Origin of the sequence: Rathayibacter sp. AY1C1 (genome assembly GCF_002932105.1) — a bacterium.
Taxonomy (GTDB): domain Bacteria; phylum Actinomycetota; class Actinomycetes; order Actinomycetales; family Microbacteriaceae; genus Rathayibacter.
Genome location: NZ_PSWH01000012.1, coordinates 66081 through 91913, shown reverse-complemented (window position 1 = coordinate 91913; position 25833 = coordinate 66081). Strand labels below are relative to the sequence as shown.

The window sequence follows — 25833 nt, the reverse complement described above, 5'->3', positions numbered from 1 at the left end:
CTCCCCGACAGGACCCCTGCGATGACGCACCTCCCCTCCGGCCGTTCCCTGACCGCCTCCCTCGCGGCGCTCGCCGCCACGGGCGCGCTCCTGCTGGGCTCGCTGCCCGCCGCCGCGGTCGAGGCCCCGCCCTCGGCGTCCTCCGCCGTCGCCTCCGCCGCGGTCCTCCGTGCCGGCGAGCAGCTCGCGCGCGGCGAGCGCCTGGTGTCCCCCGACGGCGCCTCCTCCCTCGTGATGCAGACCGACGGCAACGCCGTGGTCTACGCCGCCGGCGGCCGTCCCACCTGGGCCTCGGGCACGCAGGGGCGCGGCGACAGCCTGCGGATGCAGGACGACGGCAACCTCGTCGTGTACGCCGCGGACGGGCGCCCGGTCTGGGCGAGCGGCACGGTGGCCGACCCCGGCGGCGAGCTGCGGATGCAGGACGACGGCAATCTCGTCATCTACCGCCGCAGCGGCTCGGCCGCGTGGGCCAGCAGCATCGGCGGCCGGATCGACGAGCCGCGCACCGACACCCTCCGCCGCGGCAGCACCCTCTACGCGGGGAACCGGCTCGCCACCCCGGGAGGCACCACGGCGGTGATGCAGGCGGACGGCAACCTCGTCGTCTACGGGCAGGGCGGGGCTCTCTGGGCGAGCGGCACCCGCGGCCGGGGCAACGTCCTCCGGATGCAGGACGACGGGAACGCCGTGGTCTACACCGCGGACGGCGCGCCCGTCTGGGCCTCGGACACGTCCGGCGAGCCGGGCGCCACGATGGTCCTCCGCGAGGGCGATCTCCGGATCGCGGACGACTCCGGCGTCCTCTGGAGCAGTGCTGCGCTCGTCGTGCGCGACTCGCTCTCCCCGAGCGGCCTCGTCGTCGCGGGCACGCGGCTGACCTCGGCGAGCGGGCAGTGGCGGGCCGAGATGCAGCGCGACGGCAACTTCGTCGTCTACGGGCCGAACGGCGCGGACTGGGCGACGAACACCTCCTCCGCCTCCGGCGCCGCCTTCTCGATGAGCTCCGAGGGCCGGCTCGACGTGGCCGACTCCCGGATCCTCTGGCTGCGGTTCCCGAGGATCTCCTTCGGCATCGGCCAGAGCGGCGTCGTCGCGCCCTACCGCCTCGTGCTGCAGGACGACGGCCGCCTCGTCGAGTACGACGGCATCGGACGGGCCGTCTGGGCCAGCAGGGGCTGACGCGCGACGCATGATGGAGGGGTGAGCGACCCCGGCGACTTCATCCGCTCGGCCCTGGAGTACGAGGGCGACGTCTGGCGCGCGCAGGACGTGCGCGAGCGCCTGGGATCAGGGCTCGACTCGACGGGCGCCTCGGTCGGGGCGGTCCGCGGCACCGTCCGCGACGCGCTGAGGAAGTTCCGCTCGCTCGAGCACGACGACGTGACCGCCCTCTCCTCCGAGCTGTGGGAGCAGGCGGTGTTCGAGCCGCGGCTGGCGGCCGTCGTGCTGCTGCAGTCCCGAGCCGAGTGGCTGCGCGGCTCCGACCTCACCCGGCTCGAGGGCTTCGTCCGCGACTCCCGCGTGGACGAGCTGAGCGACCCGCTGGCCCGCGACGTCGTCGCTCCGCTCCTGGCAGGGCTACGCGGTGCGGCGCGGACCCGGGCGGACGCGGTCCTCGACCGCTGGGAGGCGGAGGGCGGCCGCCTGGCGCGCGCGGCCTCCCTGGCGCGGGCCTCGGTCCCGACGAAGCACGGCTGAACGGCCGCTCGGACCGACCGCCCCGCGGAGCCGGGCGCCTGCTCAGGCGGCCCGGTGCTCCTGAGCCGCCGTGCCGTCCGCCACCCGGATCCGCGTGTCGAACTCCAGCCCGGGATCGACCCGGTGCGCGATCAGGACCACCGTCCGCCCCTCGGCGGCGCGGAGCAGATCCCCGAGCAGAGCGTCGGCCACGGGAGCGTCCACCGACGCCGTCGGCTCGTCCAGCACCAGGACGCGGAAATCGGCCAGGAGTGCGCGTGCGAGGGCGATCCGCTGAGCCTGGCCGCCCGAGACGAGCGAGCCCCGCTCCCCCACCCGCGCGTCGAGCCCGCCGCGTGCAGCGACCCAGGGCCCGAGCCCGACCCGCTCGAGCACCGCCTCGAGCACGGCGCCATCGGCCTCGGGCCGCGCGAAGAGGAGGTTCTGCCGGATCGTGTCGTCGAAGAGGTACGGCTGCTGCTCCACGAGTCCGACCCGCTTCCGCACCTCCGCCTGCGGCAGCGTCCGCGCCTCGACCCCGCCCAGGAGGTAGCTGCCGGAGTGGTCGAGGAAGCGCACCAGAGCGTGCGCGAGCGTCGTCTTCCCGGAGCCGCTGCCGCCGGTGACGAGGACGCGCGCACCCTCCGGCAGGTCGAGCGAGACGCCCCGCAGCGCGGGCGTGTGCGCGCCGGGCCAGCTCACCGACAGGTCGCGCAGGACGATGCCGGCGCCCCGGGGAGCCGGGGCGTCCGGGTCCACGTCCGCGTCGGTCGCGAGCGCCGGCGACGCCGCCTCGGCGTCCAGATCGGCCAGGCGCTGAGCGCTCGAGAGCGCGGTGCGCGCCGCCTGCACAGCGAGCGGCGCGGCGGCGGCGACCTCGAACACCGCGAGCGGCACGAGCGCGACGACTCCCAGCGCCGGACCGCCGAGGTCGCCGATCACCGGGATCCCGAGCACGAGGCCCGCCCAGACCGCACCGCCCGAGCAGAGGGCGAGGACGGCCGCGGCCAGTCCGGTGGAGGCCGCCCGTCGACGCGCCGCCCGGGCGAGCGACTCCTCCGCGCGTGCCACGTTCGCCAGAGCGTCGCTCGCCGCATCGAAGGCGATGAGCACGTCGAGGCGGGTGACCAGCAGGTTGAGGCGCTCGGCGAGCTCCCCGCGCAGCGGCGCCAGCTCGCGGTCCGCCTGCGCGGAGAGCCGGCCGGCGCCCAGAGCCCCGCCGGCGAAGGCGAGGACGAGCAGCGCCAGCAGCACGGCGCCCATCGCCGGCAGCAGCAGCCAGACGCCGACCACGGAGACCGCAGCGACCAGTGCCGCGACGACCAGCGGCTGCACGACGCGCAGCGGCACGTCCTGCTGGGCGTCGACGTCCGCCACCACCCGGGAGACCAGGTCGCCGCGGCGCACGCGGCCCAGCCCGTCCGGCGCGACCGGCACCAGGCGCTCGTAGACGCCCGCCCGGAGCTCCGCGAGCGCGCGGAAGGCGGCGTCGTGGCCGGTCAGCCGCTCGAGGTAGCGGAAGAAGGCCCGCGCCAGCGCGAACGCCCGCACGCCCACGACGGCCATGGAGAGGAACAGGATCGGCGGCTGCTCGGCCGCGCGGACGATCAGCCAGGCCGAGCAGGCCAGCAGCGCCACGACGGCCGAGGAGGAGAGCAGCCCGAAGGACAGACCCGGCAGGAAGCGGCGCGGCCCGGGCATCGCGGCGCGGAGGACGTCGGAGCGGTTCACCTCGCGACCGCCCCCGCCGGCGCCAGGGCGATCACGGCGTCGGCCGCCGCGACGGTCGCCGGCCGGTGGCTGGCGACGACGACGATCGTCCCGCTCTCCGCCAGCGTCCGGAGTCCGGCGAGCAGCGCCCGCTCGGACTCCTCGTCGAGGGCGGCGGTCGGCTCGTCCAGGGCCAGCACCGCGCACCCGCGCTCGAGCAGGCGGTGCACAGCGCGGGCGACGGCGACACGGGCGCTCTGCCCGCCCGAGAGGCCCGTCCCCTCGGCGTCGAGCCGACGCTCGGGGTCCACGTCGACCGCGGCGATCGCCAGGGCCCGCCGCACGCGCTCGGGGTCCGGCGAGAGTGCTCCGAGCCCGACGGCGGAGGCGACGCTCCCCGGGAGCAGGTCGGGCCGCTGGCCCGCCCAGGCGAGCGTCGACCGCAGATCCGCGACCGGCGACCCGCCGAGCAGCAGCGTGCCCGAGAAGGGCACGAAGCCCGCGAGCGCGGCGAGCAGCGTCGACTTCCCGGACCCGCTGGGCCCGGTCACCGCGGTGATCGACCCGACGGGGAGCACCGCGTCGACAGGAGCGAGCGTCCGCCCGCGTCCGTCGTCGACCGCGAGACCCCGCAGCTCGAGCGCCCCCGTCGCCGCCGGAGCCTTCCCGCGAGGGGGCAGGGCCGCCGCGCACTCGAGGACGGCGAAGGCGCGGTCCGCCGCCTGCACCCCGTCGGCCGCCGCATGGAACTCGGCACCGACCTGGCGCACCGGCAGGAACACGTCCGGCGCCAGCACCAGGACGAACAGCCCGACGGCCAGCCCCAGCGAGCCGTCGACGAGCCGCAGCCCGATCGAGACGGCGACCAGTGCGACCGAGAGCGAGCCGGCGAGCTCCAGCACGAAGCCGCTGACGAAGGTCACTCGCAGCACCTTCATTGTGTGCACGCGGTAGTCCTCGGTCAGCGCGCGGATCCGCGTCGCCTGCCGCTCGGCCCGCCCGAAGATCTTGAGCGTCGCGAGGCCGCCGACGGTGTCGACGAAGCCGGACGCGAGGGCCTGCAGCCGCTCCCACTGCCGCGCCTGCACGGCCTGGGTCGCCCAGCCGATCAGCACCATGAACACCGGGATGAGCGGCAGGGTCACCACCAGGAACACCGCGCTGAGCGGATCGGCGAGGAAGACCACGAGCGTCAGGAGCGGCGTCGCCACCGCGGTGGCGATCAGCTGCGGGAGGTAGCGGGCGAAGTAGCCGTCGAGGGAGTCCAGTCCGCCACCCAGCAGCGCGACGACCCCGCCCGAGCCCCCTTCGGAGCGGCCCGCCGGGCCGAGCTCGACCAGTGCGGCGAGGACCGCCTGCCGCAGCTGCGCCTTCGCTCCTGCTCCTCCGCGTACCGCGTTCACCTCGGTCGCCCAGGCGAGAGCCGCCCGCGCCGCGACGACCGCGAGCAGGGCGGCCAGCAGCGGCGCGAGATCGTCGGCGCTCCTCCCGTCGACCGCACCGGCCACCAGCTGCGCCACGAGCCACGCGAAGGCGACGATCGCCAGGGTCCTCGCCAGCGCGAGCACCCCGCCGAGCAGGAGGAACACGCGGGCCGCCCGGGCGTAGCGGAGCAGGCGCGGATCGAGGGGCTTCACGTCAGTGGGCGTCGACCGGGATGTGCGCGCGGCTGATGCGCTTGCGGAAGATCCAGTAGGTCCAGGCCTGGTAGCCGACGATGAGCGGCACGAACACCAGGGCGGTCCAACTCATGACCGCCAGCGTATAGGGCGTGCTGGAGGCGTTCTCGATCGTCAGCCCGTAGGCGGGGACGTTCGAGGCCGGCATCACCGCGGGGAACAGCGTCGCGAAGAGGGCGAGCACGGCGAGCGCGATGGTGCCGGCCAGCAGCGCGAAGGCGCGTCCCTCCCGGCCTCGCGTGATCGCGAGCCAGCCGCCGACGAGGGTCGCGGCCGCGCCCGCCGAGAGCGCCCAGGAGGCGGTGCTCCCCTGGCCGAGGTTGGTCCAGGCCAGGAAGACCGCGGCGACGACCACGGTGAGCAGCCCCGCGCGGGTCGCCAGGCGGCGCGCACGCTCGCGGATCTCCCCCTCCGTCTTCAGGGCGACGAAGACGACTCCGTGCGTGAAGAAGAGCAGGAGGGTCGTCGCTCCGCCCAGGAGCGCGTAGGGGTTCAGCAGGTCCAGGACGGTGCCGGTGAAGTTGTGGTCGGCGTCCATCGGGACGCCCTGCACGATGTTCGCGAAGGCCACGCCCCAGAGGAAGGCGGGCACCGCGGAGCCGACGACGATCATCGTGTCGAAGCGCCGCTTCCACTGCGCCTCCGGACGCTGGTGCCGGTACTCGAACGAGACGCCGCGGGCGATCAGCGCGAGCAGGATGAGCAGAAGCGGCAGGTAGAACCCGCTGAAGAGCGTGGCGTACCACTCCGGGAACGCGGCGAACAGGGCGGCGCCGGCGACGATCACCCACGTCTCGTTCAGGTCCCACACCGGGCCGATCGTGTTGATCAGCACGCGGCGGTCGGTGTCGTCGCGCCCGAGGAACGGGAGCGACATGCCGACGCCGAAGTCGAACCCGTCGAGGACGAAGTAGCCGATGAAGAAAAACGCGACGATCCAGAACCAGAGAACGGCGAGATCCATGAGGGGTGCCTCCTAGTAGACGGTGCCGACGAGCTGCGGGCGACCGCTCTCCTCGTCGACCTCGGGAGCGTCGTCGGGGCCGGCCTGCGCGGCCCGTTTGATCAGGCGGAACTCGACCACGGCGAGCGTGCCGTAGATCGCGGTGAAGGCGAGCAGCGAGATCAGGACCTCGAGGCCGCTCACTCCGGGCGAGACTCCGTCGGCGGTCTTCAGCAGTCCGAACACGAGCCACGGCTGGCGGCCCATCTCGGTGAAGACCCAGCCCACGATCATCGCCATCAGCGGCAGCGGGGCGGCCCAGATCGCGACCTTCCACATCCACTGCTTCGGCTCGCGGCCCTTCCGGGTGAACCAGAGGCCGGCCGCGGCGATGCCGATGGCCAGGACGCCGAGGGCCATCATCCAGCGGAACGACCAGTAGGTGACCCAGATGATCGGCGTGTAGTCGCCGGGTCCGTAGACCTGGGTGTACTGCGCCTGGAGGTCGTTGATGCCTTCGACCGTGCCGGTGAAGGTGTGCGTCGAGAGGAAGGAGAGCAGGTAGGGGATGCGGATCGAGAACAGCTCGCTCGAGCCGTCCGGCGTGCCCCAGGTGAAGACGGAGAAGGAGGCGTCGACGCCCGTGGAGGTCCTGTAGAGCGCCTCCGCGGCCGCCATCTTCATCGGCTGCGTGTCGACCATCGCGAGGCCGAGCGAGTCGCCGGTGAACAGGGTCAGGCCGCCGCTGACGAGCATCATCCAGGCGCCGAACCTCAGCGCGGGGCGCATGGTCTCGAGGTGCTGGTTCCGCGAGAGGTGGTAGGCCGCGACGCTGATGATGACGGCGGCCGAGACCATGAAGCAGGCGAAGATCGTGTGCGGGAACGCGGCGAGAGCGACCTTGTTGGTGAGGAGCGCCCAGATGTCGGTGAGCTCCGCGCGGCCCTTGGTCTCGTTGATGCGGAAGCCGACCGGGTTCTGCATGAACGCGTTCGCGGCGATGATGAAGTAGGCCGAGAGCGTGGTGCCGAGCGTGGTCAGCCAGATGGTGGCCAGGTGCAGCTTCTCGGGCAGCTTGTCCCAGCCGAAGATCCAGAGGCCGATGAAGGTCGCCTCGAGGAAGAAGGCGAGCAGGCCCTCGAACGCCAGCGGGGCCCCGAAGACGTCGCCGACGAAGCGGGAGTAGTCGCTCCAGTTCATCCCGAACTGGAACTCCTGGACGATCCCGGTCACGACGCCCATCGCGAAGTTGATCAGGAAGAGCTTCCCGAAGAACTTCGTCAGCTGCAGGTAGTGCACCTTCCCGGTGCGCACCCAGCAGGTCTGGAAGATCGCGACGGTGAGCGCCATGCCGATCGTGAGCGGCACGAACAGGAAGTGGTAGATCGTCGTCAGACCGAACTGCCATCTCGACAGCAGGAGCGGGTCCAGGAGTTCGTTCACAGCTCCGAGAGTAGGTCGGCGGAAGGGGTCCGACGGCCTCCGATCCCAGTACTGGGGCGGATGTGCGGCCTTCCGCGAGCTCCTGGCGGCACCCTTTCCGGGGTGGCCCCGGACGCCCCTCCGAGCGCTCCCGCCGACCGGTCGCTCGACGTCGAGACAGTCCCTCTCGACGTCGAGGGAGTCCACCGCGCGGCGACTGCGGAGCGGGGCTCGCCTCCGTCGGACCAGCCGCCGCCGGCCTCTCGACGCCGAGCGATCAGGCGGGCGACGGAGCGCTGAGACTTCCTCTCACGGGCCTTCAGCGGATTCCCAGGCGCACATCCGCGAGATCGGCTCTGGGAAACCGTTCAAGAGACTCCCGGGGCCGATGCCGAGGCGCCGTCGGCGGGCGCCCCGCGGTCAGCCGGCGTCGACGCGCGAGCGGGAGCCGGAGAACCAGGCGGGCGCCTGGAAGCCGTACTTCAGCACGGGCAGGTCGCGGGTGAGGCGCCAGTAGCCCAGTGCTGCCGCGACGCCTATCCCGCAGACCAGGAGCGGCACGACCGGCCCGATGACGTCGAGCCAGCGCTCTCCGTCGAAGAGCAGCAGGGCGCTCGTGGCGAGCGAGACGAAGAGGACGTGCACCACGTACACCGGGAGCGTGTTGCGGCCGATGAAGGTGATCCAGCCCGCGCCGCGCCGGTTCGAGAGGAAGCGGGCGACCACGAGCCCGGCGAGGACCGCCAGCACGCTCACCAGGACCAGCCCGATCGTCAGCAGCGGGAAGCGGGCGCGGACGGCGAGGATCACGCCGGCGAGCACGAGGAACAGCACGCCGAAGCCGACTCCGCTGAGGATCCCGCGGCGCTCCACGAACGCGATCACCGCGTTCCGCAGGTAGAGGCCGAGCAGGAAGAACATCAGGTAGCGGGCCATGCCGTCCCAGGCGATGTTCCCGGTGCCCTCGGAGGTGCTGGAGCGGACGGCGTACCAGACCACGGCGATCGCGGTCGCGATGCCGATCTGCACCCGCCAGTCGATCCGGCCCTGCGCGAGCTTGGCGGCCACGAAGAAGATCGTGAGCGCGTAGAGGAACCAGAGCCCGTTGTGCGGCATCACCGGCTGGAGGAGCAGCGCGAGCGGGTCGGACTCGTCGGTGCCGCCCGGGTTGGGCACCACCAGGAAGAAGAGGAACCGCACCACGGACCAGAGCAGGAAGGCCCAGACCAGCAGGCTCAGCCGCGAACGCCAGAGCTCCGGCCACGACCGGGTGAGCACGGAGCCGGCGAACAGCCCCGAGGCGAGGAAGAACAGCGGCATCCGGAAGGTGATGAGGAGGAGATTGATCTCGTTCCACGAGTCGGGGGCGATCCCGGCCGTCGTGGTCCACTGCACGGAGTGGGCCAGGGCGACCAGGATGATCGCGATGCCTTTCGCCGTGTCCACCCAGGTGATGCGTGCGCGTGCCATGAGTCCTCGTCGTGATCGTCCATCGGAAGTCGGCCGGCGGCGACGATGGCGATGGCGATGTGCAAGTGTCGCACGGCTGTGCATCCTCTGTGATGTTCTGCGCGTATTCGATCACGGCGATCCGGTGACGGAGAGACGGCCACCGGGTGCGCGGGTCCTCGGACGGCCTCCTCGTGGACGACGCGCCCCCGCCGATGCCCGAGGATCGAGCCATGACTCGAGCGACGCCCTCCGGCTCCGCCCCCGGCCCCCGCCGCATCCGCCTCCGCCTCCTGGTCGCGCTGCTGGTGCTCGCGCTGGTCCTCGCCGGCGCGGGCATCGCCCTCTCGCTCGCCTCGCGGAGCGGAGGCGCGGGCGCTCCGGCCGCGAGCTCCCCCGACCCCGGCCCGACCTCCTCCGTCGACATGGCCGAGCGCGTCGCCGGTCTCGAGAAGCGCTTCGCCGCCGGGTTCCCGCAGCACAGCATCGTCCTCACGGGCAGCTCCACGATCGGCCGCTGGACGACCTCCAAGGAGGACCTGCGTCCGCTCGAGACCTACAACATCGGGATCGGCGGCACGACCGTCGCCGATCACCTCGCGTGGCTGGACCGCATGGTCGTCCCCTTCGATCCCCGCGCCGTGATCGTGTACGTGGGAGCGAACGACATCAGCGGCGAGGAGGGCTCGCGCACCGGCGCCCAGACCGCCGGCGCCGTCGTCGAGTACCTCCAGCGCGTGGAGGAGGTCGCCCCCGACGCCGAGCTGTTCTACGTCGAGATCGCGGAGACGCCCGCCCGCGCCTCCGTCGGCGCCGAGGTCCGCGCCGCCAACACCGCGGTCAGCGCCTACGCCGAGACGGACGACCGCGTCACCTTCGTCCCCACCGCCGACGCGCTCGTCACCTCCGACGGCTCTGTCGACCCCTCCCTCTTCGTCGACGACGGCCTGCACTTCGACGAGGCCGGCTACGCCCGGTTCTCGGAGGCGGTCCGCGCGGTGGTCCTGCCCGCTCTGGAGTGAGCCGGCGGGCCGCCGCACAGCAGCCCCGCTCGACGTGAGCGGCCCGGGGACACCGCGCCCGGAGCCCCCAGTGTTGACCCTGAAGGGGGACACGGCCCCTCCGCCGCGCGCGCCTATCCTGGCCCCGCGTCATCGCCGACAGCGCCCTCTGCACCGCCGCAGACCGCCGCTCGCTCAGCAGCGCCGACCGTCTCGGAGTCACCGATGCCCCGCTCGAGGATCCGCCCCCGCGGTCTCGCCCTGCTCACCGTCCTGGCGATCACGGCCGCCGCGCTCGTCGCCGGGCCCGCGGGTCCGGCGTCCGCCGCTCCCGTCGTGCCCGCCGGCTTCACCGACTCCCGGGTGGCGGCCGTCCCCGCGCCGACCGCCCTCGCCTTCACGACCGACGGGCGCACCCTCGTCTCCTCGCAGACCGGAGCGATCCGGGTGATCCGCGGAGGCAGCCTTATCGCCACCCCGGCCCTCGACCTGCGCTCGAAGGTCTGCGCCAACGGCGAGCGCGGCGTGCTCGGCCTCGCGGTCGACCCGGCACCGGGCTCGCGCACCGTCGTCGTCTACTACACCGCGAAGGGCTCCGACTCCTCCTGCCCGACCAACGCCGGCGGCACGGTGAACCCCGCGGGAGCCCCGCGCAACCGCGTCTCCTCGTTCCAGCTCGGCACCGACGACCGCATCGACCCGGCCTCCGAGCGCGTCCTCCTCGACGGCATCTACTCCCCCGCGAGCAACCACAACGGCGGCGACCTCGCCATCGGCAAGGACGGCCTGCTCTACGTCAGCGTCGGCGACGGCGGCTGCGACTACCGCGGCGGAGTCGGCTCGCCGGGCGGCAGCGGCTGCGGCGGCCGGAACGACGCCGCCCGCGACCCGAACATCCTGAACGGCAAGATCCTCCGGATCACCCTCACCGGCGGCGTCCCGGCCGGCAACCCCTACCTGGGCACCGGGACCGCCTCCTGCCGGCTCGCCCCGGCCGCCGAGGGCCTGCGCTGCCGCGAGACCTTCGCGAGCGGCCTGCGCAATCCGTTCCGGATGGCCTTCGACCCGAACGCGACCGGCACCGTCTTCCGCATCAACGACGTGGGCCAGGACGCCTGGGAGGAGATCGACCAGGGCGTCGCCGGCGCCGACTACGGCTGGAACACCCGTGAGGGCCACTGCGCGAAGACCGGCTCGGCCTCGAACTGCGGAGCCGCGGCGCCCGCCGGGCTCACCGACCCGGTCCACGACTACGCGCACAGCAGCGGCTGCGCCTCGATCACGGGCGGCGCCTACGTCCCCCGCGGCGTCTGGCCGGCCGCCTACGACGGCGCGTACCTCTTCGGCGACTACGTGTGCGGGAAGATCCGGACCCTCGGGCGCACCGGCGCGGCCGGCGACCTCGTGACCGGCCTCAGCGGCAGCAGCGCAGTCGCCATGGCCTTCGGTCCCTCGCGCGGGACCCAGGACCTCTTCTACACCAGCTACGCGAACGGCGGCGAGGTCCGGCGCCTCGCCTACACCGCCGCGGCGAACCGCGCTCCGACCGCGGCCCTCACCGCCGCCCCCTCCTCCGGCGCGGCTCCTCTCGCCGCGCGGCTGAACGGCTCGGGCAGCAGCGACCCGGAGGGCGGTGCCCTGACCTACCTGTGGTCGTTCGGCGACGGCACCCCCGACCGCATCACGACCGGCCCGACCTTCACCCACAGTTACGCCGCCGGCAGCTGGACCGCGTCCCTCCGCGTCCGCGATCCGAAGGGAGCCGTCTCCGCCCCCGCGACGACGAGGATCACCTCGGGCGACAGTGCCCCGACGGTGAGCATCACCGCACCCGCCGACGGAGGGATGTTCGTCACGGGCCGGAGCTACGGCCTCCGCGCCACGGCGACCGACGCCGAGGACGGCGTCCTGCCCGCCTCGGCGCTCACCTGGACCGTCCAGCGCCGCCACGCTCAGCACACGCATCCCTTCCTCGGGCCGCTGACGGGGAACGACCTCTCCTTCGTCGCCCCCGGCCCGGAGGACCTCGCCGCCGCCGCGGACAGCGACCTCCTGATCAGCGTCACGGCGACGGACTCGAGCGGAGTGTCGACGACGGCGACGCGGACGTTCTCCCCGCAGAAGGTCTCCGTCACCCTGGCCACCGCTCCCGCCGGCCGGACGGTCGTCGTCAACGGCACCGAGGTCGCCGGAGGCACGACCGTCGTCTCGTGGGCGGGCTCGGCCCTCCAGCTGGAGGTCCCGGACCAGACCGACGCGTCGGGCACGGCCTACCGGTTCTCGTCCTGGTCGGACGGCGGCGCCGCCTCGCACAGCGTCGTCACTCCCGGGAGCAGCACCACGCTGACGGCGACCCTCGTCGCCGCCGGGCTCCCCGGCGCGCCGACCGCGGTCACCGCCACGGCGGGCTCGGACGGCACGGCGACGCTCGCGTGGTCGCCCCCCGCGGGGACCGGCGGCTCGGCGGTCACCGGCTACCGGGTGTCACGCGACGGTTCCGACACGAGCGGAGCCGGAGCCTGGAGCGCCGTGGTCGCCGCGACCAAGCGCTCGCAGACCTTCACGAAGCTGGTCCCGGGCCGCAGCTACACCCTCTCGGTGCAGGCGGTCACGGCGAACGGCACCGGCCCGGCGGCCTCCGCGCTCGTCGCCGTCCCCTGACCGCCCGGCGTCCACCGGCCTCCCGGGCGCAGCCCTGCCGCCGCCCAGCCGTGCGCCCCTACGATCGAGCCATGCCGAGCATCCGGAGCCGCCGTCGGCCCCAGCCCCCGATCGAGTCCCCGGCGGGCGGGGGCGCCCGGTGAACGACACCCTCACCGGGATCCTGGACTTCGTCGTCAGCGTCCCCCCGGTCTGGCGGACGCTCCTCGCCGGACTCGCGATCTTCTTCGAGACCACGATCCTGGCGGGCCTCGTCGTCCCCGGCGACACGATCGTGATCGTCAGCGCGACCGGCGTGACCAGCCCGCTGCAGTTCGCGGCGCTGGCCGTCACGGTCGTCATCGGCGCCCTCTGCGGCGAGTCCGTCGGCTTCTACCTCGGCCGCTGGTTCGGGCCGCGGATCCGCGCGTCGCGCCTGGGACGCCGGCTCGGCGAGAAGAACTGGCTGAAGGCCGAGCGCTACCTCGCGCGGCGCGGCGGGTTCGCCGTGTTCCTCTCGCGCTTCCTGCCGGTGCTGCACTCGCTGATCCCGCTGACGGTGGGGATGAGCGGGATGCGCTATCGGACCTTCATGGCCTGGACGATCCCGGCGTGCGTGCTCTGGTCGTCCGCCTACGTCGGCGTCGGCGCGGCCGCGGCGGGCAGCTACCGGGAACTCTCGGAGAGCCTGCACGGCGCCGGCTACGTCTTCGTGGGCGTCATCGTCGTCTTCGCCCTGCTCGTGCTCCTCGGGAAGAAGCTCCTGAACAGAGCGGAGGCGCGTCACCTCGACGAGTGACGCGCCTCCGGGCGTGGATCCGGGGAGGATCAGTCGACGAGACCCGCCGACTTCAGCCACTCGCCCGCGATCGCGGACGCGGACTTCTGCTCGTTGACGCTCTCGGAGTTGAGGGCGACGAGGTCGTCCGCCGTGAGCTTCGCGCTGACCGCGTTCAGCACCTCGGCCGCGTCGTCCGTGATCTTGCTCGAGACGATCGGCACGACGTTGTCGGCCACGAACAGTCCGTCCGGGTCCTCGAGAGCGACGAGGTCGTTCTTCTGGATGTTCGGGTCGGCCGTGTAGACGTTCGCCAGCTGGATCTGGTCGCTGGTGAGCGCGTCGACGGTGGTCGATCCGCCGCTGTCCTCGATCGCCTGGAAGGTGGTCGTGATGCCGTACTTCGACTGCAGGGTGTCGGGCCCGTAGGGGCGCGTCTGCAGCTCGGAGTTGCCGCCGACCACGATCGGGTCGGTGACGTTCTTGAGCGACGCGATGTCGGTCAGGTCCCACTTGTCGGCGAAGGCCTGGGTGACGGTGTACGAGTTCTGGTCGCTGGCCTCAGCGGCGTCGAGGGCGCGGAGGCCGTCGGGCAGCGCGTCGCCGAGCGCGGAGTACACGTCGTCGGCGGTGGTGGCCGTCGCGTCGGGCTCGAGCGCCTGCAGGAGGCTGCCGTCGTACTCCGGGAAGACGTCGATGGATCCGCTCTCGATCTCGGGCAGGTAGATCTCGCGCTGGCCGATGCGCAGCTGGCGGTCGACGGTGAAGCCGTCGTTCTCCAGCGCCTGCGCGTAGATCTCGGCGAGGATCTCGTTCGAGTAGTAGTCCTGCGAGCCGACCACGATGGTCTCGCTGCCCGCAGTCGCACCCGATCCCTCATCGAGCGGATCGCTCGAGGAACACCCTGCCAGTGCCACGACGGCACCGACCGCGAGTGCGCTGAGCGCGACACGGCCCTTCGTGAAATGTGCTGTGAACATTGCTATTTCCCTTCTTCGATGGGGATTCCCATCACCGCGCGTCGTCGGGGCGACGAAGCGCGGGAACCTGTGCGGCCGGCGGTGCCGGCCAGGCCGAGCACGACTCCGCGCGGCACGGCGAGCCGCTGGAGGAGGGCGAACAGGACCTCGCTGAGGAGCGTCAGCACGATCACCAGGATCGAGCCGGCGAGCATCTGCGGGTAGTCCCCCGACTTCACTCCGCGGAAGATGTACTGCCCGAGGCCGCCGGCGCCGATGTAGTCGGCGAGCGTGGCGGTCGCGATGATCTGCAGCGCCGCCGAGCGGAGCCCGCCGATCAGCAGCGGCAGCCCCAGCGGGATCTCGACCTTCGTCAGGATCTGCCACTCGGTCATGCCCATCGAGCGCGCCGCGTCGACCGTGCGGCGGTCGACCGCCTCGAGCCCGGAGTACGCGCCGGCGAGCACCGACGGGATCGCGAGCACGACGAGGGCGATCACCGGAGCGCCGAGGCCGAGCCCCAGGCTCATCGCCGCGAGGACGAGCACGCCCAACGTCGGCAGGGCGCGCAGACCGCCTGCGACCGGCACGGCGATGCCCTTGCCGCGCCCGGTGTGCCCGATCAGGTAGCCGATCGGGATCGCGATCGCGGCCGCGATCACGAGCACCAGCAGGCTGATGCCGACGTGCTGGGCGACACGGGTCGGGATCGCGTAGACCCCGGTCCAGTGCGCGGGGTCGGCGATCCAGGCGAAGGCCTCGGCGATGAGGTTCACGACGTCACCGCCCTCTCGACCGCGACCGGTCTGCGCGAGCGGCGCGTGCGGTCCAGAGCCGTCCAGGGCATGAGGAGACGGCCGATCAGCACCAGCAGTCCGTCGAGCACCAGCGCGAGGACGATCGTGAGGACGATGCCCGTGACGATCTCACCGGTGATGCCGCGCTGGAAGCCGTCGGTGAAGAGCAGGCCGAGGCTCTGGATCCCGAGCACCGCGCCGACCGTCACCAGGCTGACCGTGCTGACCGTGACCACGCGCAGGCCCGAGAGCAGGACCGGACCGGCCAGCGGGAACTCGACCCGCCAGAAGCGCGCCCAGCCGGAGTAGCCCATCGCGGTCGCCGACTGGCGGACGTCGTCCGACACCGCGCCCAGTGCGTCCGAGGTGGTGCGGACCATCAGCGCGACGCCGTAGAGGGTGAGGCCCGTGATCACGTTGGCGGTCGAGCGGAGCGGGATGCCCAGCAGGACCGGCAGCAGGATGAACATGGCCAGCGAGGGGATGGCGTAGAGCACGCCGAGCCCTGTCAGCAGGGTGCCGCGGCTCCAGCGGTAGCGGTTCGCGAACCAGCCGAACGGCAGCGAGACGAGGAAGCTGAGCAGGATCGGCGGGACCGACAGGGCCAGGTGCGCCAGCAGGTTCGCGACGATCGCGTCCGTGTTGTTGACGACCCAGTTCACGCGGCGGGGCCGTCCTGCGCGCGCAGCACCCCGGTCGGGCGCCCGTCGCCGTCGACCACGATGCGGGCGCCGTCGCGCTCCTCGATCCGGAGCGAGCGCTTGCCGCGGTCGGCACCGACGAAGCCGGCGACGAACTCGCTCGCGGGGTTCGCCAGGATCTCGGCGGGCGAGCCCTTCTGCGCGATCCGGCCGCCCTTCTCGAGGATGACGACCTGGTCGCCGAGGAGGAACGCCTCGTCGATGTCGTGGGTAACGAAGACCACGGTCTTGTCGAGCTCGTCCTGGAGTCGCAGGGTCTCGCGCTGCAGGTCGGCGCGCACGAGAGGGTCGACCGCGCCGAACGGCTCGTCCATCAGCAGGATGTTCGGGTCGACCGCCAGGCCGCGCGCCACACCGACGCGCTGCTGCTGGCCGCCGGAGAGCTGGCTGGGGTACCGGGCGGCGAGCGCACGGTCCAGTCCGACCGTGTCCATCAGCTCGAGCGCGCGGGCGTGCGCCTGCTTCTTGGCGACCCCGTTCAGCCGCGGCACGGTCGCGATGTTGTCGATGACCTTGCGGTGCGGCAGGAGGCCGGAGTTCTGCATCACGTAGCCGATGCGGCGGCGGAGCGCGACGGCGGGCAGGGACGAGATGTCCTCGCCGTCGATCTCGATGGTGCCGGAGGTCGGCTCGATCATCCGGTTGATCATGCGGAGGATCGTGGTCTTCCCGCAGCCCGAGGAGCCGACGAAGACCGTCGTCTGCCGGGAGGGCAGCACGAGCGAGAAGTCGTCGACCGCCCGCGTGCCGTCCGGGTACTGCTTGCTGACGTTGCGGAACTCGATCACGAGGCCGCCCGCCGTCCGGCGGTGTGCGCGCCGATCTGTCCCTGGTCCACGACTGTGCCCGCTCTCGCTCCGCGCGTCCGGCCGTTGCACGGCCCGCGGCCCCGAACGGGGCCAGGCGGCAAGGAAAACACCATTAGCAGCCGCCTGCCAACCCGGACCGCGAAGTGTTGCGGGATGTTCCGGGAGCGACTAGGGCCTTGACAGCCCTAGCCGGTCAGGACTCCTCGACGGCTCCGTAGTGCGAGGTCATGTAGTGGCGCAGCAGCGAGCGGCTCTCGTCGATGAAGCGCTGGTCGCCGTTGGGGTCGATGAGGAACGCGCGCGTGAGCAGCGCGTCCGCGACCTCGATGGTCACCTCGAGGCGGAAGGACAGCTGCGCGCCGCCCGGGAGGCCGTACTCGGACGCGAGGATCTCGGCGAAGCGGCGGGCGAAGAAGCCGGCCTCGAACGCCTCGCCCGCGACCTCGGGGGCGTGGATCGTGTCGACGAAGCGGATGGAGCGGAAGCCCGGCTCGTTGCGGTGCATCTCGCAGAAGGCGTCGATCGCGCAGTCGACCGCGCCCCACCAGTTGCCCGGGTGGGTGTCGCGGATCTCGGTGATGACGCGGCGGCGGAAGCGCTCGAGAGCCCGCTCGCGCAGCGCCTGGAGGACGGCGATGCGGTCCGGGAAGTAGCGGTAGACCGTGCCGATCGCGGCTCCCGCGCGCTCGGCGACCATCGCCGTGGTCAGGCGGTCGAAGCCGACCTCGTCGACGACGGCGGCCGCCGCGTCGAGCAGCGAGGCGAGACGGGCGGCGCTGCGCACCTGCACCGGCTCGTTGCGGACCTGGGACGATTCACCGAACGGTCGATCGACGAGGTTTCCAAGAGGCACGGCGGGCTCCTTCGGTCGTGGTTCCTACAATCGTACGCACGGCGACCGCCGGTCGGGGTCGTCTCATCGAAAGTCCCTCGTGTTTCGCGCCCCCGGAAGGGCGACGGCTCCGCGGGTCCGATCCACCCGGGAGAAACCATGTGCGGACGCTTCGTCCTCTCGCAGACCACCGCCGACCTGGTGGCGCTCTTCGACATCGACGAGCCGGGCGCCGACCTTCCGGAGCCGTCCTGGAACATCGCGCCGACCCAGCGGATCGCCGTCGTCGCGGAGTCGATGAAGGGGGTCGAGGAGGGCAGCCCGCCGCGGCGTCGGCTCGCCGGAGCCCGCTGGGGCCTGGTGCCCCGCTCCGCCGCCGACCCGTCCGCGGGGCCGCCGCTGTTCAACGCGCGGATCGAGTCCGTCGCCGAGAAGCCGTCGTTCCGCGAGTCCTACGCCTCCCGGCGCGCGATCGTGCCCGCCTCGGGCTGGTACGAGTGGCGGGTCGGCGCGGACGGGGCGAAGGCACCCGTCTACGTCTCGCCGGGCGAGGGCTCGCTCCTCCTGTTCGCCGGTCTCTACGAGTGGTGGCGCTCGGCCCAGCCGGGCTCTCCGTGGCTGCTCTCGGCGACGGTCCTCACCCGCCCCTCCGCCGGGCCGCTCGCCGAGGTGCACGAGCGGATGCCCGTGCTGCTGCAGCCGGAGCTGATCGAGGACTGGCTGGACCCGGCGTCCCCCGGGGACGGCGAGCTGCTGCGCGCGGCCGCCGAGGGCGCGGCCGAGCTGGCCGAGGAGCTCGAGGTGCACGGCGTCGGCGCGGCCGTGGGCTCCGTCTCGGCGAACGGCCCCGAGCTGATCGAGCCCACCGGAGCCTGACGATCGCGTGAGAGCGCGATCCGCGGTCCGGCATCCGGTCTGACAGACTGGGTGGATGCCGCTGACGCCCGAGAGCAAGCCCCTGAGCGCAGGCAAGGCGGAGGTCATGCACCGCGCCGCCCGCCTCGAGGACCGACTCCACTCCTTCCGGATGAGGCGCGTGAAGCGCAAGGGCTACGTCCCGAGGGTCATCCCCTACACCGGCTACGGCTCGACGACGCAGCTGCGCGTCCTGGCCCGCGTCCTCTACACGCGGCCGACCCCTCCCGGGGTCGAGGAGGTCCGCCCCGTCGAGGGCGTGCGCGGCTGGCGGAGCTTCACCAGCGTCTTCGTGAGCGGGGCCGTCGTGACCATCGAGGCCGACGGGCAGACCCACCGGGTGACGGCCGACCGCGGCGGAGTCGTCGACGCGGACCTCCCGATCACGCTCGAGCCCGGCTGGCACACCATCACCTTCTCGACCGCGGGCTCGAAGCCCGTCGAGGCGCCCGTCTTCATCGTGCGTCCGGAGGCGCGGCTGGGCGTCGTGTCGGACGTGGACGACACGGTGATGGTCACCGCGCTCCCCCGCCCCTTCGTCGCCGCCTGGAACACCTTCGTGCTCGACGAGCACGCCCGGATGCCCACGCCCGGCATGGCGGTCTTCCTCGACCGCTTCGCCCGGCAGTACGAGGGCTCCCCGGTCATCTACCTCTCCACCGGCGCGTGGAACGTCGCCCCGGCGCTCACCCGCTTCCTGTCGCGGCACCTGTACCCGGCCGGAGCGCTCCTCCTGACCGACTGGGGCCCGACGCACGACCGCTGGTTCCGCAGCGGCAAGCAGCACAAGGAGATGAACCTCCGCCGACTCGCGGCCGAGTTCCCGGACGTGCGCTGGCTGCTGGTCGGCGACGACGGGCAGCACGACGAGGAGATCTACTCCGACTTCGCGGACGAGCACCCCGACAAGGTCGCGGCGATCGCGATCCGCCAGCTCTCCACCGGCGAGGCGGTGCTCGCGGGAGGCCGCTCCAAGGCCGAGGACCGCTCCCTGACCAGCGGCACGACCTGGGTCTTCGCGCCCGACGGCGCGGGCATCTCCGAGCAGCTGACGGAGCTCGGCATCCTCTGATCCCGGACCGGCTCCGGGAACGACGGAGCCGTCCGCTCCCCGGGGGGAGGGACGGCTCCGGTCGATCGGTTCGGACTACGCCTGGTGGGCGGCCTGCAGGTCGAGGGTGATGGTGACCTTCTCGCCGATGAGCACGCCACCGGTCTCGAGGGCCGCGTTGTAGGTCAGACCGAAGTCGGTGCGGTCGATGGTGGCCTTGGCGGTGAGGCCGGCCTTGTAGTTGCCGTAGGGGTCGGTGCCGAAGCCGCCGAACTCCACCTCGAAGGTGACGGGCTTGGTGGTGCCCTTGATGGTGAGCTCGCCGTCGACGAGGAAGTCGTCGCCGTTCGGGCGGACGGCGGTCGAGACGAAGTGGATCTCCGGGTACTTCTCGGCCTCGAAGAAGTCGCCGGTGCGGAGGTGGCCGTCGCGGTTGGGCTCGTTGGTGTTGACGGAGGCGACCTCGGCGGTGGCCTCGACCTTGGAGTCGAGCGGGTTCTCGCCGGTGGTGAACGTGGCGGTGAAGCGCTCGAACTTGCCCTTGACCTTGCTGATCATCAGGTGGCGGACGCTGAACGCGACCTCGCTGTGGGTGGGGTCGATGACCCAGGTGCCGGCCTTGTAGCCGGGGATGGTGACGGTGTCGGTCATGGTTTCTCCTCGAGTGTGACGGTCGTCGCGGGGAGAGCGTCCCCGTCCGATGTATGCAAGCGCATCGACGTCGATCAGTATTCCATGTAGCGACAACTATTTCATCCACGTTCCGTCGAAGGATCGGCGGACACCGCGTGAACACGGAGCGCCGCACCCCGGACGGGGGTCGGAGACGCTCCCCGAGCAGTCGTCAGCGGTCGGCGGGAGCCGGGTTGCGGATGCCGAGGAGGGAGACGACGCCGCCGGCGACCAGGAGGGCGGAGGTCGCGACGGCGGCACGGGAGAAGCCCTCGACGTCGAGCGAGTCGCCGACCACGAGCGAGGTCGCGGCGATGGCGACCAGCCCCGCGATGCGCGAGACGGCGTTGTTCACGGCGGAGCCGACTCCGCTGTGCCCGTCCTCGACCGCACCGAGGATCGTCGAGGTCAGCGGGGCGACCGTCACCGCGAGGCCGAAGCCGAACAGGAGGATGCCCGGCAGCAGCTGCGTGGCGTAGTCGGCGCCCTCGTCGACGAAGGAGAGCAGGAGGAACCCGGCCGCGGCGATCAGCGGTCCGACGCCCATGAAGAGCCGCGGGCCGAACCGCGCCGACAGCGACCCGGAGATCTGCGAGAGCAGGAGCAGCAGGATCGTCGGCGGGAGCGTCGCGAGCCCGGCCAGGGTCGCCGAGAAGCCCAGGGTCTGCTGGAGGAACAGGCCCAGCGCGAAGAAGCCGAAGGAGAGCGCGCCGTAGACGAACGCCGTCGAGACGTTGCCGACGGTGAAGTTCCGCGACGCGAACAGCGACAGCGGCAGCATCGGATGCGCCGCGCGCCGCTCCCACACGACGAACGCGACGAGGGCGGCGACTCCCCCGATCAGGGCGGTCAGCACGAGCGGATGCTGGATCCCGAGCCGCTCCTGCTCGATCAGCGCGAACACCGGCCCTCCCAGGCCGATGACCCCGAGCACCGCGCCGACGCCGTCGATCGGCACCCGGGTCCCCGAGTCGACCGCGCCGAGCCTGCGCAGCAGGACCAGCGTCACCGCGATCGGCAGCAGGTTGAGCGCGAAGACGTACCGCCACGAGCCCGCGTCCACCAGCAGGCCGCCGAGCACGGGGCCGGCGATCGTCGCCGTGCCGGTCCAGGCCGTCCACGCGCCGATGGTCCGGGCCTGCGCGGCGCCGTGGACGGTCGCGATGATGAGGGCGAGCGAGCTGGGCACGAGGATCGCGCCGGCGGCGCCCTGGAGCATCCGCGCCACGATGAGGACCTCGGCGGTGGGGGCCAGCGCGCACAGCAGCGAGGTGACGCCGAAGCCGATCAGGCCGATGGTCATGCTGCGGGCCCGGCCGATGCGGTCGGCGAGCGAGCCGGCCACGAGGATCAGCGCGCCGAGCGTGATCAGGTACCCGTCGACCACCCACTGCTGCACCGCGAGCCCGCCGCCGAGCTCGCGGGTGATGGCGGGCAGGGCGACGTTGACGACGGTGCCGTCGAGGAAGGCGACGAAGGAGGCGAGGACGGCCACCACGAGCACCGCGCGGCTGCGCGTCTCGGCGGGGTCGGCGGAGGCGGTCATGCTCGGGCTCTGGTCACCCGCTCACCGTACCGGCGGCCGTCGTTCCCGGGGCCGGGAGGGCGGGCATCAGGGCCCGCGAGCGCGGCCGCACGACGGATCCAGACTCGTCGCCTACTCTCGTAGCCATGTCTGCGCAAGGAACCGCCCGCGGCGGCGTGCTCGCCCGGGTCCTCGGGATCGTCGGAGCCAGCCTCGCCGGGGGCCTGCTGATCACGGTCGGGGTCACTCCCGCCCTCGCCGTCACCGGTCTCGCCGAGAACAACCCGATCGGGCTGTTCGAGACGGTGCCGGAGTACCTCGAGCTCGGCCAGCTGGCCCAGAAGACCGAGATCTACGCCAAGCGCACCGACGGCTCGGACGAGCTGCTCGCCTCCTTCTACGCGCAGAACCGCGAGGAGGTGGCCTTCGACCAGGTCAGCCAGTCCGTGAAGGACGCGGCGGTCTCGACCGAGGACCCGCGCTTCTACGACCACGGCGGCGTCGACCTGCAGGGCACGATCCGCGCGGTGCTCAGCAACATCGTCGGCGGGGACCTCCAGGGCGGATCCTCCATCACTCAGCAGTACGTCAAGAACGTCCTCGTGCAGAAGGCGGAGTCGCTGAGCGCGACCGACGAGGCGGCCTCCGAGGCCGCCTACGAGGAGGCGACCGCGACCACTCCGAGCCGCAAGCTCAAGGAGATGAAGCTCGCCGTCGACCTCGAGAAGAAGTACAGCAAGGACGACATCCTCCTCGGCTACCTCAACATCGCGGGCTTCGGCGGGCAGGTCTACGGCATCCAGGCGGCGGCCGAGTACTACTTCTCGACCACCGCGGCCGACCTGAGCCTGGCGCAGGCCGCGAGCCTGATCGCCACGGTCAACAACCCCAACGGCCTCAGGATCGACCAGCCCGAGAACATCCCGGACAACAAGATCCGCCGCGACTACGTCCTCGACCAGATGCTGCAGGAGGGGAAGATCTCGCAGGCCGACCACGACGCCGCCGTCGCCGAGGAGGTCGTCCCCGCGATCACGCAGACGCCCACGGGCTGCCAGACCGCCGGCAACGCGGCCTTCTTCTGCGACTACATCACCCGCGTCGTCCAGAACGACCCGGCGTTCGGCGACGACGCGGACACCCGCCTCGCGAACTTCCAGCGCGGCGGCTACAAGATCTACACGACGCTCGACCGCGACCTGCAGGACACCGCGGCGAACGCGACGAACAACGCCGTCCCCAAGGTCCCCACCCTCGACACCAACATCGGCAGCGCGACCGTCTCGATGGAGGTCGGCACCGGCCGGATCCTGGCGATGGTGCAGAACAAGGACTACGACGCGGCCGGCGCCGTCAACGGCGCGAACTTCTCCGCCGTCAACTTCAACACCGACACGGCCTACGGCGGCTCCGCCGGGTTCCAGGTCGGATCGACCTACAAGGTGTTCACGCTCGCGCAGTGGCTCGCGAGCGGACGCACCCTGAACGAGACGATCAACGGCCGCGAGCGCACCTTCTCGGGCTTCCCCGCCAGCTGCGCGCCCGGCGGCGAGCTCGACACCTCCTACGAGGTCAACAACGACGACAGCGAGAACGGCAGCTACAGCGTGCTGACCGGCACGATGCAGTCGATCAACACCGTCTACGTCTCGATGGCGCAGCAGCTCGACCTCTGCGCGATCCGCGACCGCGCGGTCGGCTTCGGCGTGAAGGCGGCCGACGGCGGCGAGGTCGACTACAAGCCGTCCGCCGTCCTCGGCTCGGACACGCTCATCTCCCCCCTCTCGATGGTCACCGCCTTCGCCGGCTTCGCCAACAACGGCACCGCCTGCTCCGCGATCGCCATCGACGCGATCACCGACGCGACCGGCGCCGCCGTCCAGCCGCCGACCTCCACCTGCAACCAGGCCCTCAGCCCCGAGCTGACGGCGGTCGCGAACTACGCCCTGCAGCGCGTCGTCACCGGCGGCACGGCCGCCCAGTCCGACCCGGACGACGGCATCGAGCACATCGGCAAGACGGGCACCACCGACAACGCGGAATCGACCTGGATGGACGGGGCGAGCTCGCGCGTCGCGACCGTGGTCTGGGTGGGCAACATCGACGGCCACACCTCGATGCGCGAGGTCCGCTTCCCGAACTCGGAGCTCGAGAGCCGCCCGTACGCCTCCAACATCCGCCACTACATCTGGAACTCGGTGATGACCCGCGCCGACCAGAAGTACGGCGGAGACGACTTCGAGGAGCCCAGCAGCGCCCTGCTGAACGGCCGCCAGATCGCCGTGCCGACCGTCTCCGGCCGCTCGGTCGACGACGCCACGGAGGCGCTGGAGGACCTCGGCTTCGACGTCGAGGAGGGGGCGACCATCGACTCGTCGCTCCCGGCCGGCGTGGTGGCGGGCACCGACCCGGCCGCGGGCACGACCGTCGCGCGCTACTCCGACATCGCCCTGCTGATCAGCAACGGCTCGCAGGTCCCGGCTCCCGCCACCCAGGCACCGGCTCCGGCTCCGACCGGCACGGGAGTCCCCGCGACCGAGGCTCCCCCGGCGACGCCCACGGCGACCCCGACAGCGACAGCCACGGCGACTCCGAAGGCGGAGGTCGAGGAGTGAGCTTCGACGCGGACTTCCTCGGCGTCCCCGCGGGTGCGCCGCGCCTGAGGGTCGAGCGCCCGGTGCGGCTCCTGCCGTACACGCACTTCGAGGTGCTGCTGGATCCGGAGCGGCGCCTGGCCGTCTCGACGGCCGTGAACATCGACGGCGCGCGCCTGGTCGAGCTCGGCCGCGGCGACGACTGGCACCTCGACGACCGCATCCCCGCCTCCGAGCAGACCGGGCCGGAGGTGTACGCCCGCAACGACCTCGACCGGGGCCACCTCGTCCGCCGCCGCGACCCCGTCTGGGGCGACCGGGACGAGGCCGCCGCGGCCAACCGCGACAGCTTCTGCTACACGAACGCCGCGCCCCAGGCGAGCGGCTTCAACCAGTCGCAGGAGCTGTGGCTCGGGCTCGAGACGCTGGTGCTCGAGTACGCGCAGACCTGGCGCACGCGCCTGAGCGTCTTCACCGGGCCCGTGCTCGCGGACGACGACCCGGTCTACCGCGGTACGGGCATCCCCCGCCGCTTCTGGAAGATCGCGGCGTGGAGCCCGGACGGATCGACGCTCGCGACGAGCGCGTACCTGCTCGACCAGAGCGAGCTCGTGGAGCGCGTGCGCGAGGGCCTGGTGCCGCTCGGCGGCTTCAGGACGTTCCAGCTGCCGGTCGCCGCGATCGGCGAGCTGACCGGTCTCGACGTGGATCTCCTCGCCGGGGCCGACGTGCTCGGCTCGGCAGGACTCCGGCCGGAGCCGTGGCGCGAGATCGTCGAGCCGTCCGACGTGGCGAGCGGCCTCCTCCCCCGCTGAGGCTCCGCCGGGGGCAGGATGGGCGGATGAGCACCCCCGTCCTGGTCGAGATCACCTCCGGCGCCGTCGTCCTCCGCGACCCGGAGGGTCCGCTCGTCCGCGTCGACGAGGCGGGCTACCTCCGCGGCGACGGGGTCTTCGAGACCGTCGCGGTCCTCGACGGACGTCCCCGTGCGCTCGGCGAGCACCTCGAGAGGCTGGCCGGATCGGCCCGGGCCGTCGGGCTGACGATCCCGGAGGCGCCCCTCTGGTCCCGAGCGGTCGACCTCGCCGTGGCGGAGCACGATCGGGTCGACGACCTGACGGTCCGCTTCATCGCCGCCCACGGGTCGGGCGACTCCGCCCGGTGCACCGTGCGCGCGGCTCCGACTCCCGACTCGAGCGCTCTCCGGGAGAAGGGCGCGGCCGTCGTCGTGCTGGACCGCGGGTACGCGAGCGGTCCGCTCGCGCCGTGGCTGCTCCCGGGCGTCAAGACCACCTCGGGCGCCGTCACCCGGGCGGCGCTGCGCGAGGCGGCGTCCCGGGGCGCGGACGACGTGGTCTGGCGCACGAGCGACGGGCTTCTCCTCGAGGGGGCGACGTCGAGCCTGGTGCTCCTCGGCGACGGGGTGCTCGCGACGCCGCTCTCGGGCAGCGTGCTCGCCGGCACGACGGTCGAGCGGGTCCTCGCGCTGGGCGAGCGCCGCGGGCTCGCATCGTCGCGCCACGAGCTGCCGGTCACGGCGCTCACCGGTGCGGATGCGGCGTGGCTGGTGTCGAGCACCCGGCGGGCGATCCCCGTCCGCTCGGTCGACGGCGCACCGCTCGCGATCGACGCGGGCCTGACGGCGGCGTTCGAGGCGGGGCTGCTCGCCGGCTGAT

22 protein-coding genes are annotated in these 25833 nt (G+C 72.5%); 10 read left to right on the top strand and 12 right to left on the bottom strand.

Annotated features, from left to right (window positions below):
- On the top strand, nt 1-1182 hold a 1182-nt coding region (locus C5C71_RS07995; RefSeq protein WP_219814168.1), incomplete at its 5' end, for a hypothetical protein.
- Between the two features lie 21 nt (nt 1183-1203).
- On the top strand, nt 1204-1701 hold the full coding sequence (locus C5C71_RS07990) for a DNA alkylation repair protein (protein WP_104337476.1): 498 nt from the start codon (nt 1204-1206) through the stop codon (nt 1699-1701).
- A gap of 42 nt (nt 1702-1743) precedes the next feature.
- Here the strand turns inward: C5C71_RS07990 and cydC are convergent, their stop codons facing one another.
- From cydC to C5C71_RS07965, 5 genes are all read right to left on the bottom strand, one after another.
- Complete coding sequence (cydC, locus tag C5C71_RS07985; protein ID WP_104337475.1) at nt 1744-3411, bottom strand: thiol reductant ABC exporter subunit CydC; 1668 nt, start codon at nt 3409-3411, stop codon at nt 1744-1746.
- A complete protein-coding gene (cydD, locus tag C5C71_RS07980) occupies nt 3408-5027 on the bottom strand; it encodes a thiol reductant ABC exporter subunit CydD (protein WP_104225637.1) in 1620 nt (539 codons plus the stop codon). Before cydD ends, cydC begins: the two co-directional genes overlap by 4 nt.
- 1 nt (nt 5028) lies before the next feature.
- Entirely contained in the window at nt 5029-6033 is a 1005-nt protein-coding gene (gene cydB, locus C5C71_RS07975; protein WP_104246540.1) for a cytochrome d ubiquinol oxidase subunit II, read from the bottom strand.
- A gap of 12 nt (nt 6034-6045) precedes the next feature.
- Nucleotides 6046-7455, bottom strand: coding sequence for a cytochrome ubiquinol oxidase subunit I (locus C5C71_RS07970; RefSeq protein ID WP_104261744.1), 1410 nt, complete (start codon nt 7453-7455; stop codon nt 6046-6048).
- Nucleotides 7456-7854: 399 nt separating this feature from the next.
- Entirely contained in the window at nt 7855-8904 is a 1050-nt protein-coding gene (locus C5C71_RS07965; RefSeq protein ID WP_104348320.1) for an acyltransferase family protein, read from the bottom strand.
- A 212-nt stretch (nt 8905-9116) separates the two neighbouring features.
- Here C5C71_RS07965 and C5C71_RS07960 point away from each other — a divergent pair, with 212 nt between their 5' ends.
- From C5C71_RS07960 to C5C71_RS07950, 3 genes are all read left to right on the top strand, one after another.
- A complete protein-coding gene (locus tag C5C71_RS07960; RefSeq protein ID WP_181065445.1) occupies nt 9117-9905 on the top strand; it encodes a GDSL-type esterase/lipase family protein in 789 nt (262 codons plus the stop codon).
- Between the two features lie 204 nt (nt 9906-10109).
- Nucleotides 10110-12545, top strand: a complete 2436-nt coding sequence (locus C5C71_RS07955) for a PQQ-dependent sugar dehydrogenase (protein ID WP_104337474.1) — start codon at nt 10110-10112, stop codon at nt 12543-12545.
- 139 nt (nt 12546-12684) lie between these two features.
- Nucleotides 12685-13323, top strand: a complete 639-nt coding sequence (locus C5C71_RS07950; RefSeq protein WP_104223112.1) for a DedA family protein — start codon at nt 12685-12687, stop codon at nt 13321-13323.
- A 29-nt stretch (nt 13324-13352) separates the two neighbouring features.
- Here C5C71_RS07950 and C5C71_RS07945 read toward each other — a convergent pair whose 3' ends face one another.
- From C5C71_RS07945 to C5C71_RS07925, 5 genes are all read right to left on the bottom strand, one after another.
- Nucleotides 13353-14282 (bottom strand): ABC transporter substrate-binding protein, encoded by a 930-nt coding sequence (locus tag C5C71_RS07945; protein ID WP_104223111.1) that lies wholly within the window; start codon nt 14280-14282, stop codon nt 13353-13355.
- Between the two features lie 2 nt (nt 14283-14284).
- Nucleotides 14285-15037, bottom strand: coding sequence for an ABC transporter permease (locus tag C5C71_RS07940; protein ID WP_104225632.1), 753 nt, complete (start codon nt 15035-15037; stop codon nt 14285-14287).
- Nucleotides 15034-15720 (bottom strand): ABC transporter permease, encoded by a 687-nt coding sequence (locus C5C71_RS07935; protein ID WP_104223109.1) that lies wholly within the window; start codon nt 15718-15720, stop codon nt 15034-15036. The genes C5C71_RS07940 and C5C71_RS07935 overlap by 4 nt, the downstream gene beginning before the upstream one ends.
- Entirely contained in the window at nt 15717-16547 is an 831-nt protein-coding gene (locus tag C5C71_RS07930; RefSeq protein ID WP_104225631.1) for an ABC transporter ATP-binding protein, read from the bottom strand. The genes C5C71_RS07935 and C5C71_RS07930 overlap by 4 nt, the downstream gene beginning before the upstream one ends.
- Nucleotides 16548-16761: 214 nt before the next feature.
- A complete protein-coding gene (locus C5C71_RS07925) occupies nt 16762-17421 on the bottom strand; it encodes a TetR/AcrR family transcriptional regulator (protein WP_104223107.1) in 660 nt (219 codons plus the stop codon).
- 138 nt (nt 17422-17559) lie between these two features.
- Here C5C71_RS07925 and C5C71_RS07920 point away from each other — a divergent pair, with 138 nt between their 5' ends.
- Nucleotides 17560-18276, top strand: coding sequence for an SOS response-associated peptidase (locus tag C5C71_RS07920; RefSeq protein WP_104246545.1), 717 nt, complete (start codon nt 17560-17562; stop codon nt 18274-18276).
- A 55-nt stretch (nt 18277-18331) separates the two neighbouring features.
- Nucleotides 18332-19387 (top strand): App1 family protein, encoded by a 1056-nt coding sequence (locus tag C5C71_RS07915; protein WP_258068675.1) that lies wholly within the window; start codon nt 18332-18334, stop codon nt 19385-19387.
- Between the two features lie 75 nt (nt 19388-19462).
- Here C5C71_RS07915 and C5C71_RS07910 read toward each other — a convergent pair whose 3' ends face one another.
- A complete protein-coding gene (locus C5C71_RS07910) occupies nt 19463-20017 on the bottom strand; it encodes a YceI family protein (RefSeq protein ID WP_104223105.1) in 555 nt (184 codons plus the stop codon).
- Between the two features lie 193 nt (nt 20018-20210).
- Complete coding sequence (locus C5C71_RS07905) at nt 20211-21584, bottom strand: DHA2 family efflux MFS transporter permease subunit (protein ID WP_104337473.1); 1374 nt, start codon at nt 21582-21584, stop codon at nt 20211-20213.
- Between the two features lie 125 nt (nt 21585-21709).
- Here C5C71_RS07905 and C5C71_RS07900 point away from each other — a divergent pair, with 125 nt between their 5' ends.
- From C5C71_RS07900 to C5C71_RS07890, 3 genes are read left to right on the top strand one after another with little or no spacing between them, the layout of a single operon-like run.
- The gene (locus C5C71_RS07900) at nt 21710-24178 is read left to right on the top strand and encodes a transglycosylase domain-containing protein (RefSeq protein ID WP_104337472.1); all 2469 of its coding nucleotides are present in this window, start codon (nt 21710-21712) and stop codon (nt 24176-24178) included.
- Entirely contained in the window at nt 24175-24972 is a 798-nt protein-coding gene (locus C5C71_RS07895; protein WP_244230625.1) for a DNA/RNA non-specific endonuclease, read from the top strand. Before C5C71_RS07900 ends, C5C71_RS07895 begins: the two co-directional genes overlap by 4 nt.
- A 26-nt stretch (nt 24973-24998) precedes the next feature.
- On the top strand, nt 24999-25832 hold the full coding sequence (locus C5C71_RS07890) for an aminotransferase class IV (protein ID WP_104315355.1): 834 nt from the start codon (nt 24999-25001) through the stop codon (nt 25830-25832).
- The last annotated feature ends 1 nt before the right edge of the window (nt 25833 follow it).